Genomic DNA, 8867 nt, shown 5'->3' with positions numbered 1-8867 from the left:
GGGGCTGACCATGACAGAAAAGTATGGTGCGATATTGTGCTGGTGGATGAAGGTGCTGATCAAGTCRAGAATCCATCTGAACTGTGGAGCAGGAGGGATTCCGCATCGCGGGCGAGGCTTCCAACGGCAAGGAAGCCCTGTCGCTCATCGACAAGCTCCGTCCCCATATCGTGCTGACGGATATCGTCATGCCTGTCATGGACGGAGAGGAGCTTACACGGCAAATCAAAAGCCGGTATCCGGATATCGAGGTCATCATCTTGAGCAGCTTCGGAGAATTCGATTATGTGAGAGCGACCTTCCAAAGCGGCGTCGCCGATTATATCCTGAAGCCGAAGCTGGAGGAGAACGAGCTGCTGCGCATCTTGAAAAAAACGGCTGCCCGGATTCCGTCGCTCGCCAGGGCCGAGCTTGCCTCTCCGGAGAAGCTGTCCATGCGGGCAGCAGTGGAAAGGCTGCTTGGCAGCCGCGGAGCGGACTTGGACGAAGCCTCGATGGAGGGAATGTTTCCTCATCGTCATTTTTGCCTGGCGGGTGCGGAGCTGAGGACCCGTCCCTCCTCGAGTTTCGAGACAGGAGAAATGCGGAAGATTATGGAGGAAATGCTGGCTTGCCTGCTGCCGGACACGGCCGCATGCGTGCTGGAGCCGAAGAGCGGATCTGTCCTGGCGCTGCTCAATTTGGAGTCTTGCGGCAGTTCCGGCGTACTCGAGTGGCTGCGGGCCGTTGCCCGCTTGACGGAGGAGCAGTTCCCGCATGCCGCATTCGCCTTGAGCCGCGTCTACGGCAATATCGCCCTCACGGCGGATGTATATGACGGCGAGCTTGCCAAGCGGCTGAACAGCCGGTTTTATTTGCCGGACCGGAGGGTCATCGTGGAGGAGGAGCTGCCGGCTGCCGGGCTCCCGCCGGGCCCTTTCCCGCTGAATCGATTCGCGGACGAAATCCGGCACGGCCGTTACGAAGCTGCTTTTGAGGAGTTGAAAAATTATGTGGATGCATGGGCCTCATGCTGCGGCACGGATGTGTTCGAATTCAAATCGTTCCTGACTGCGATCATGTTCAATATTACGGTGCTTCTGGTCAATGGGAAGCATGATGTCAAGGAGCTGGAACGGGTCAAATACGCCTACTTCAACGAGATCAACGAGTCCTTGTACGCCCCGGATGCAGCGGAATGCCTGAATGCCTTCATTGAAGAGGCGAAGCTGTGCATCGGGCAGCAGGAGCAGCCCGGCGGCGGCAACATGAAGAGGCTGCTCGAATATATCGAGAAAAATTATGCGGAGCCTCTCACGCTGAAGGAAATGGCCAAGCACTTCCACTTCAATCCTTCCTACCTGTCCAGCTACTTCGCCTCCCATAACAAGGAGGGCTTCACGGAGTATCTGAACAAGATCCGTACGGACAAGGCGGCCGAGCAGCTGAGGCAGAGAGAGGCGACGATTTCCGAAATCAGCGAGAGGGTCGGCTACTCGGATCCCAGCTATTTTTCCAGAGTGTTCAAAAAGGCGACGGGCTTCTCGCCCAGCGAGTATCGACGCCATTATGCGAAATAGAAAAGGGTGGCCGGCATGCAGGCAATGAAGCGGAAATTGGAACGGTTGAAGTTCCACGGCTTGTTCATGAAAATGTTCGTCGTTCTGCTGCTGAGCATCGTATCCGTATCCCTTCTGACCTCGTGGAGCACGATCCGGATCTCCGAGCGCTTGTTCATGGATACGTTCAGCATCACGAACGCCAAGGTGATCAGCCAGATCAAGTCGGGGTTCGAATCGTTCAACGACGCCGTCTCCACCTCGATCATCAACATCCAGCAAAGCGGAACGGTACGGCAGTTCCTTACGGAGGGGACGGCCGATTCGGCGGCCTTGTTCAAGAGCTACTACAGCATGAGCAAGCAGGTCAAGCCGAGCAGCTCGAACCTCGATGCGTACGATGTCGATCTCCTCGTGCTCGGGAACAATGGCCGCACATACTCCACCAGCCGCAGCATCTGGTCCGTCACGGACGATCAGCTCAAGGCAAGCCCGCTGGCAAAAAGCGTCCAGTCGGCGCCGGACCGGCTTCAGTACGAGTTCCATTACGATCCGGACAAAGGGGAGCAAAAGCCGTTTATTGTCGCTGCGAAGGCGCTGATGGACCGGACCACAAGAAAGGTCTACGGGTCTTTGTACGTAGCGATTCCAGAGAGCCAGCTGAGAAGCTTCTACAGCAGCTATACGAGCAGAGGGAACTCGGTTGTGATCCTGAGCAAATCCGGCGTCATCATCTCCAGCAACGATTCGGCTCTCATCGGCCAGGAAGCCCCCGATCTGCTCCGGCATGCCGTGGACATCCAGCAGCGGGGACTTTCCTTCAAGGAAGCGGAATTCATGGGCAAAAAAGACTTGATCCTCGCGCAGGATCTCTCTTTCTATGACATGTACATCGTCAATCTCATCGACAAGCAGTGGGCGCTAGGCCAGCTTATCGATACCCGGTCGATCCTTCTGATCTGTGTGGCCATCGTGGCCGGAGCCCTTATCGTGGTCTTCTTCATCACCCGCAAAATGACGAAGTCGCTGACCCGGCTGGTCAAACAGATCTCTACCATTTCGAAGTACGAGTTCCATCATTACGTGAAGGTGTCGGGAAGTTATGAAACCCGGCAGCTGGCCCAAGCCTTCAACTTCATGCTCGACGAGCTGCATGAATATGTGGAGCAGCTCGTGCAGACCCAGCAGAAGCAGAGGCAGGCGGAGCTGGCCGCGCTGCAGCGCCAGATCAATCCCCATTTCCTGTACAATACTTTGGCCTCGATTAAAATCATGGTGAAGCAGGGAAGCCGGGAGAAGGCGGCGGAAACGATCAACGCCCTGATCTCCCTGCTCCAGAACGCCATAGGCAACGTCAGCGAGACCGTCACGGTCGGCCAGGAGCTGGACAATCTCAAGCATTACGTATTCATCAACCAGGTGCGTTACGGCGATCGCATCCGGGTGCAGTATTTCGTATCGGAGGAATGCTGCGAAGCGTCTCTGCCGAAGCTCATCATCCAGCCTTTCATCGAAAATGCCTTTTTCCACGCTTTCAATACGAAGCCGGAAGGTCATGTGTACGTTACGATCACCCGGGAAGGCGAGACGCTGACCTGCGAGGTCGCCGACAACGGAGACGGCATGGACATGAGCGGGCCGAGGCCCAAGAGCTCCAAGAGCAGACGGCAGCTGTTCACGGGAATAGGGGTGAGCAATGTCCACGACCGCTTGATCCTGCTCTATGGCGAGCCTTACGGAATCTCCATCCACAGCGTGCAGGGAGAAGGGACGCGGGTACGGATTCGGATTCCTTTTCAAAAAAGCTGAAAATCGTGCTGCTTTCCAAATAAAGTGCGGAATGAAAGGGCTGTCATCTGCAGGAAAGCGATAAAAGTACCGGTTGAGATAAAGATAATGCTAACCCCCTCATTTTCGCGGATGCTACGATGGCTTCAAGGCGGAAATCGCTTACAAACTATGATTTTGGGGGTTCGAGAATGAAAAAAGCAACCTTGCTTTTAGCCATGGCATTGCTCCTGATCCTAAGCGCTTGCAGCTCCGACAGCGGCTCCGGCAACAGCTCCAGCGCCAATAAAGGCGGAACCGAGCCGAGCGGCGGAAGCTCATCCAAGGAAATCACGATCTGGGCCTGGGACAAGAACTTCAACATCAAAGCTTTGGAGCTCGCGAAGGAACTGTATGCGAAGGACCACCCGGACACCAAAATCACCGTCATTGAAAATGCCCAGGCCGATATCGTCCAGAAGCTGAATACCGGCTTCGGCTCGGGTTCGAACAAAGGCCTTCCGAATATCGTCCTGATCGAGGACTACCGCGCGCAAAGCTTCCTCCAGGCGTTCCCGGACATGTTCTTCGATCTCACCTCTTCGATCAAAGGCTCCGACTTCGCCCAGTACAAAATCGGGCCGACGAGCGTCGACGGCAAAAATTACGGACTCCCGTTCGACTCCGGCGTGACCGGCCTGTTTGTCAGGACGGATTATCTGGAGAAAGCCGGCTACAAAACCTCCGACCTGCAAAACATCACCTGGGACCAGTACATCGAGATCGGCAAAAAAGTGAAAGAGGCGACCGGCAAAAATATGCTCGCCCTGGATCCCAACGACCTGGGAATCGTCCGGACCATGATCCAGACAGCAGGCTCCTGGTACATGGACAAAGACGGCAAGAAGCCTTACCTGGAAGGCAATCCGGCTCTCAAGGAAGCCTTCCAGCTGTACAAAACGATGATCGAGGACAACATGGTCAAGCCGGTGTCCGATTGGAGCCAATACCTGGCGGCCTTCAACAGCGGCGACGTCGCTTCGGTGCCGACCGGCAACTGGATCAGCGCTTCCATCAAGTCGCAAGGAGATCAATCCGGCAAATGGGCGGTCGTGCCGATTCCAAGACTGTCCGGCCAATCGGGCGCCGTCAATGCATCGAACCTCGGAGGCAGCTCGTGGTATGTCCTCAACGTGCCCGGCAAAGAGGCGGCTGCCGACTTCATGGCCAAAACGTTCGGCTCCAGCACGGAGCTGTACCAGAAGCTGATCACCGACATCGGCGCCATCGGAACCTATGCGCCTGCCGCCTCCGGAGAAGCTTATTCCCAAGCCGATCCCTTCTATAACAATCAGACCGTCATCGCCGATTTCGCCAACTGGACCAATCAGATCCCGCGCGTCAACTATGGCGCCAGCACATATGCGATCGAAGATATCCTGATCGTGGAAATGCAGAACTTCTTGAGCGGGAAATCGATTGACGCTGTTCTGAAGGACGCTCAGCAGCAAGCGGAAGCGCAAACCCAATAGTCTTTCCGAAATCTTGGGCGTCCGAAGGCAGGCGGTGTGGATACACCCGGCCGGCTTCCGGACGCTCTACCCTTATTTTGGCGTCCTCAAAAGAAAGGAGCTGCTCCCGCATGAATGCGAGAACCGGAGCGAGATTGCAGCGGAAATCCCAAGCCATCGGCTGGATATTTGTTTCGGTTGCGGTGCTGCTGATCTGCGCCTTCTATTTCTATCCCATGATTCAAGCGTTCCTCTTGTCTTTGAAATCGGGCAAAGGCACGAACCTGCACGCTGCCGGCTTGGCGAACTACAGGCGCTTGTTCGGAGACACGACCTTTCTGGCGGCCGTGAAGAACACATTCACTTACCTCATCATCCAGGTTCCGATCATGATTGTGCTTGCTTTGTTCATTTCCGTGCTGCTCAACGACAGCGGGCTCAAGTTCAGAGGTTTTTTCCGCACGGCGATCTTCCTGCCCTGCGTCACTTCCCTGGTCGCTTATTCCGTCATCTTCAAATACCTGTTCGGCCAAGACGGGCTGGTCAACACGGCGCTGATCCAGCTCCATCTCGTCTCCCAGCCGATCGGGTGGCTGACGGACCCATTCTGGGCCAAAGCGACGATCATCATCGCCATTACTTGGCGATGGACCGGGTACAACATGATTTTCTACCTCTCCGCGCTGCAGAACGTGGACAGCTCGATCTATGAAGCGGCCCGCATCGACGGAGCAGGTCCGGTCCGCCAGTTCTTCGGCATCACCGTGCCGCTGCTGAAGCCGATCATCCTGTTCACTTCAATCACCTCCACGATCGGGACGCTTCAGCTCTTCGACGAGGTCATGAATATTACCAAGGGCGGTCCGGGCAACGCGACCACGACCATTTCCCAGTACATCTACAACCTGTCCTTCAAATACACGCCGGACTTCGGCTACGCGGCAACGGTGTCTTATTCGGTCGTAGCTCTGATTGTCCTTTTCTCCATCATCCAGTTCAAAGCGGCAGGTGATCGAAATGGTTAAACCGAGAAGGGCTTTCACGTATGCTTTCCTCATCGCGGCCACCGTCGTCTCTGTATTCCCGTTCTTGTGGATGATCGTCAGCGCAACGAATAAATCCGTCGACGTGACGCAAGGGAGGCTGCTGCCAGGCAGCCATCTCATCGCGAACATGCGGAATCTGTTCGATCAATACGATGTCGTGACCGCGCTCGCCAACTCCGCCAAAGTGTCGCTGACGACCACTTTCCTGGCGCTGGTCATCGGCTCTCTTGCCGGATACGGGTTCGAGGTCTACCGCAGCAGAGCGAAGGATATCGTCTTCAATATATTGCTGCTGTCCATGATGATTCCTTTTGCCGCGCTGATGGTGCCGCTGTACCGGATGTTCGCCGCCGTTTCCCGTACCGTTCCCTTCATCGGCGTCAATACCGCCGCCGCTGTCGTGCTGCCGACGATGACGACCGCTTTCCTGATCTTCTTTTTCCGCCAGAGCACCAAGATGTTCCCGCGCGATCTGCTGGAAGCGGGGAGGATCGACGGAGTGAACGAGCTGGGGCTGTTCTTCCGCATCTTCGTCCCGACGATGAGAACCACCTACGCCGCCGCGGCGATCATCACGTTCATGTCCAGCTGGAACAACTATCTCTGGCCGCTTATCGTGCTTCAATCCGAAGATACGCGGACCATTCCTCTGCTCATCTCCAATCTCGGCTCGGGTTATACTCCGGATTACGGAGTCATCATGACGGCCATCGTCATCGGCACCTTGCCGACCGCGCTCGTCTTCTTCCTGATGCAGAAGCATTTCGTGGCGGGCATGACGGGTTCTGTCAAATAACCGGAATCAGGCGGAAACAGAAGAACATGCAATCCCTCCGTCGTTTCCGCCAGCCATCCATCATTATTGGCGGATGGGGGAAAGAGACCGCAAGAAAGGGAACTTGGTTCCCCTTCTCGCGGTCTTTTCCGTATGTCCGCTTGCGAGACCGGTATTGGCCGGCTGCAGCCAACCGGGAAAGAAAAGCTCCGGGAACGAAGGCATTCGAAGGGATAGGGACAGATCGTCCCTTGACGGGAGATGCTTGTGACGATATGATGAGTTGAACAGTAAATTAGTAATTTAGTAAATTAGTAAATAATCATTTCGATCCCATCTCTCTTTTGGAGGAAATCAAATGAAAATTCCAACTACGCTCAAGCATAAACCGGTCCTAACGGTCGAGAATTACGCCGACGTCGATGGACGCCAGGCCGGCCATTCCGATGCGAAAGGCCTGTCGCTCGGCCTCGCCCAATGGAATGATCGCGGAAAGGTGGACATTTCGGCCAAAGTATGGCGCTACACGGGAGAGAAATGGTCCAGGCAATCGGAAGAGCTCCCTCTGCACCGAGTGCTGGATCTGGCGATTCTCGTTGCGAGCGGCATGGCTCACTTCCGCGATGCCTACCAGCATCCCAAGCTGTACGATCCGGCAAACCCTGTGATCGACCGGATCGGCCTCCAGGGAGACGCCATGACGGTAGCCGTATGTACGGATAATGACAAGCTCGACGAGGATATCAAGCTGTTCAGCCAGGCGCTGAGCGATGATGGAGAGCTGATCGGAGAGCGGCTGCGCACGCTTTCGCGCATTCTGGCGGAAATGGGCTATTGATCGGAATCTGAAAAGGAGGGATAGGAATGGCGCTGGACAAGCAAAGCAAAAAGGAGCTCGCCTCCTCCTACAAGCAATCGTTCCGCCCGATGGGTGTGTATCAGATCCGGAACAAGGAGAACGGCAAAGTGCTTGTATGCGGCAGCATGGATCTGCCCGGAGCGAAGAACCGGCTGGATTTTTTCAAGAGCACGGGGATGAACACGCTGCATGAATTGAAGAGCGATTGGAAGGCTTACGGAGCGGAGAGCTTTGTCTTCGAGGAGCTGGACCAGATCAAGCCGAGAGAAGAGTACGCCGGAGATCCCGAGGAGCTGAAAGGCTATCAGGCCGAAGTGGATGCGCTTCTGGAGCTGTGGATCGAAAAGCTGCAGCCTTACGGCGACAAAGGATACAATAAGCCGAAGCGGTAAGGTATTCCTCCTAGTGCTGGAGAACGGAATGCAAAAAGCTCCCGAAAGCCGCTGAATCAGCGTCTCCGGGAGCTTTTTTGCGCATGCTCGCGACAGCCGGCCTTTAAGGCGCGGATGGCTGAAGCGGCTTCGCCAGCACCGCCCGGTTCTTCTCCGGCCTGCCCCATCCTCAGCCAGGTCGGCCTATCGAAGCCATGTCCGGGCGACACGAATATCAGTGTGTTCTTCTTCTGGTGAACAACCAGCCGCCGGCGACGAAAACGAAGTAAAGCACCAGATTAAATCCGACGCCCTCGAGCAGGGAGCGGTTGAAAAGCAAGGCTTCAAAAAAAGAAACCACATGAGCGCGCAGCTCAGGAATCGCCGTTCCGGTCGGGATCGCCACAATGAACAGCGCCCACAGCAGCCAGCCGGCAAAATGGCGGAAGCCGGAGACCAGCATGCTCAGCAGCGCCATCGACATCAAATAAAAAACAGTCTGGTAGAAAAAAGAACCCGCCACGCCAAACTCGTTCCAATGAAACGCTTCAACAAGATCAACGGTGTTTTTGTGGAACACATTCGCCTCCAGCATAGGCCATAAACAATTGAATAAAGCGAGGGCCGCTGCCCACACGGCATAAACGAATTGAAGCCCCCAGAAGTATTGTTTTCGGCTTGCGCCTATATGTACGATGCGACTGTAATAGCCAAGAGGAAGTACGATGGCGAAAAGGAGCAAAATAAGCAGCAGCAGGTTGCCGTCCGAGAGTACGGAGTTTTGGCTGCTGTCTGTAAAGAGACCGACCATGTATTCCGCCAGCCTGCCAAGGAGGATGAAAACAACGACCATCCAGATGCATATCCTCGCTTGCAAATAAGTCGCCTTTAGATGAACAGCCAATGAACCCAATTCAGCGACCTCCTTCGATCAAGTACGAGAAAAACTTTTGAAGCGTCAATTGTTCCAGGGCAATGTCTAGTTGACGCGCCTGCAGCC

The 8867-nt window shown here is 55.3% G+C and carries 8 protein-coding genes; 7 read left to right on the top strand and 1 reads right to left on the bottom strand.

Annotated features, from left to right (window positions below):
• Positions 1 to 83 precede the first annotated feature (83 nt).
• The 7 genes from BN871_RS23845 (at position 84) to BN871_RS23815 (ending at position 7888) form a co-directional block, all read left to right on the top strand.
• Positions 84 to 1559, top strand: coding sequence for a helix-turn-helix domain-containing protein (locus BN871_RS23845; RefSeq protein WP_048749414.1), 1476 nt, complete (start codon positions 84 to 86; stop codon positions 1557 to 1559).
• Between the two features lie 24 nt (positions 1560 to 1583).
• A complete protein-coding gene (locus BN871_RS23840) occupies positions 1584 to 3347 on the top strand; it encodes a sensor histidine kinase (RefSeq protein WP_048749416.1) in 1764 nt (587 codons plus the stop codon).
• Positions 3348 to 3517: 170 nt separating this feature from the next.
• Positions 3518 to 4837 carry an ABC transporter substrate-binding protein gene (locus tag BN871_RS23835; protein ID WP_048749411.1) on the top strand — a complete coding sequence of 440 codons (1320 nt, stop codon included), beginning with the start codon at positions 3518 to 3520 and terminating at the stop codon, positions 4835 to 4837.
• A gap of 110 nt (positions 4838 to 4947) precedes the next feature.
• Positions 4948 to 5841, top strand: a complete 894-nt coding sequence (locus tag BN871_RS23830) for a carbohydrate ABC transporter permease (RefSeq protein ID WP_048749409.1) — start codon at positions 4948 to 4950, stop codon at positions 5839 to 5841.
• Positions 5834 to 6658: a carbohydrate ABC transporter permease gene (locus BN871_RS23825; protein ID WP_021877818.1), complete on the top strand. Its 825-nt coding sequence runs from the start codon at positions 5834 to 5836 to the stop codon at positions 6656 to 6658. Before BN871_RS23830 ends, BN871_RS23825 begins: the two co-directional genes overlap by 8 nt.
• Positions 6659 to 6995: 337 nt before the next feature.
• Entirely contained in the window at positions 6996 to 7475 is a 480-nt protein-coding gene (locus BN871_RS23820) for a DUF6530 family protein (protein ID WP_021877816.1), read from the top strand.
• Between the two features lie 26 nt (positions 7476 to 7501).
• On the top strand, positions 7502 to 7888 hold the full coding sequence (locus BN871_RS23815; RefSeq protein ID WP_048749406.1) for a GIY-YIG nuclease family protein: 387 nt from the start codon (positions 7502 to 7504) through the stop codon (positions 7886 to 7888).
• A 214-nt stretch (positions 7889 to 8102) separates the two neighbouring features.
• Here BN871_RS23815 and BN871_RS23810 read toward each other — a convergent pair whose 3' ends face one another.
• Complete coding sequence (locus BN871_RS23810) at positions 8103 to 8780, bottom strand: hypothetical protein (protein ID WP_048749404.1); 678 nt, start codon at positions 8778 to 8780, stop codon at positions 8103 to 8105.
• Between the last annotated feature and the right edge of the window lie 87 nt (positions 8781 to 8867).

It is taken from the genome of Paenibacillus sp. P22 (assembly GCF_000469945.2).
GTDB classification, from domain to species: Bacteria; Bacillota; Bacilli; order Paenibacillales; family Paenibacillaceae; genus Paenibacillus_O; species Paenibacillus_O humicus.
Note: the sequence above shows the minus strand (reverse complement) of the source record. Positions and strands in the feature narration are given on the sequence as shown.